The organism is Sphingomonas sp., from assembly GCF_036269755.1.
Lineage (GTDB): Bacteria > Pseudomonadota > Alphaproteobacteria > Sphingomonadales > Sphingomonadaceae > Sphingomonas.
Window position 1 is genome coordinate 1 of sequence record NZ_DATBDV010000003.1, and the last position, 1,517, is coordinate 1,517.

Here is a 1,517-nt window from a genome sequence, read left to right on the forward strand (position 1 = left end):
ACGCTGACCGGCGCGCTGGAGGCGAAGGTCGCGACGCCCCGGTCGACCTATCCGTACGCGACCTCGACGACGCTGAGCGGCGTCAAGCTCGACAACGCCAACGGCGAGAACTGCGGCGGGACGCTGGCGCAGGCCTTCGCGGTGTCGTGCAACTCGGTCTTCGCGCCACTCGGCGCGATGCTCGGCGCGAACCGCCTGGTCGGCATGGCCGAGCGCTTCGGCTTCAACCACGCGCCCGAGATCCCGGGCGCCGCGACGAGCGCGATCCCGCGAGCCTCGGAGATCGGGGACGACCTCGCGGTCGGCTCGTCGGCCATCGGGCAGGGGCGCGTCCAGGCAACGGCGCTGCAGATGGTGCGGATCGCGTCGGCGATCGGGCTGCAGGGGCGAGACCCGAAGCTGACGCTCGCGCTGCCCGCCACGCCGCGCGCGGCGCCCACGACGCGCGTGGTGGCCCCGAACATCGCGCGCACCGTGCGGCGCCTGATGGTCGGCGTCGTCCGCAACGGCACCGGCGTGCATGCCCAGATCCCCGGCGTCACGGTCGCCGGCAAGACCGGCACGGCCGAGCTCGAGTCGACCAAGAAATGCCCGCCGGCGCCGCCGCCCACACAGCTCGGGCAGGCCCCGGTTCCGGAGAGCTGCCAGGACTCGGCCAGCCGCACCGACGACACCGATGCGTGGTTCACCGCGTTCGCCCCGGCGCGCAAGCCACGGATCGCGGTCGCGGTGATGCTCGTCCGCAACGGCGCCGGCGGCGACACGGCCGCGCCGGCGGCCCGCGGCGTGCTGATCGCCGGCCTGAAGCGCAACTGAGGGGACTGTCCCCGGAGTTGCGTCAGACGTCGAGGTTGACGGTCCCGAACGACTGGAAGTCGGCGGGATTGTGAATCTTGAGCTCGAGCGGGCGGTTGTCGAGCGACGTGCGCGGCATCTTGAAGAGCAACAGCTGACCGTTGATCGAGTTCTGAGCCGCGGTCGCATCGATGTTCGGCATCACGCCCTTGCCCGCGAGTGGCACCGGGTCGTACCCGAAGAGGTTCGACTTCGTGTCGATCGCCACCGGATTGAACTGATTGCCCTCGGTGTCGGTGATGTCGAACTGCGTCGCGGGCTTCTGGGTCTTGCTGGATTCGTTCTCGACGCGAACGAACACGGCGAACCAGACGTCGTCCGGCCCGAGCTGGTCGCCGACGCCGCGCAGGTAGTCGCGATCCTCGATGTCCCCGGGGTTCAGCTGCCGCGAGATCTGGACCTGGTACTTCAGCTCGCCGATATCGAGATAGATGCCCTCGGTCTCGGCCTTGAGGGTCTTGTTCTGCTTGTTGCCACAGGCCGACAGCGAGGCGACCAGCGCGAGCGAGATGGCGATGGCAAGCGTGCGACGGAGCATCGGGCGCGAAACCTACTCGAAGCGGTAGGCGCTTGCGGGCTTGCGGGCGCCGCCGGCGATGGTCGTCCGGACGCCCCTGCCGCGGCCCTCCTCGAGGATCCGCGCCAGGCGCGAAAGCGACTTG

Annotated in this window: 2 protein-coding genes; one reads left to right on the forward strand and one right to left on the reverse strand. The window is 70.1% G+C overall.

Annotated features, from left to right (window positions below; all coding sequences use genetic code 11):
* The coding region (locus tag VH326_RS02305) for a penicillin-binding transpeptidase domain-containing protein (protein ID WP_329630182.1) at positions 1 to 816 on the forward strand (816 nt) is incomplete at its 5' end.
* Positions 817 to 838: 22 nt separating this feature from the next.
* Here the strand turns inward: VH326_RS02305 and VH326_RS02310 are convergent.
* Positions 839 to 1,393, reverse strand: a complete 555-nt coding sequence (locus tag VH326_RS02310; RefSeq protein ID WP_329630183.1) for a hypothetical protein — start codon at positions 1,391 to 1,393, stop codon at positions 839 to 841.
* Positions 1,394 to 1,517: the final 124 nt, after the last annotated feature.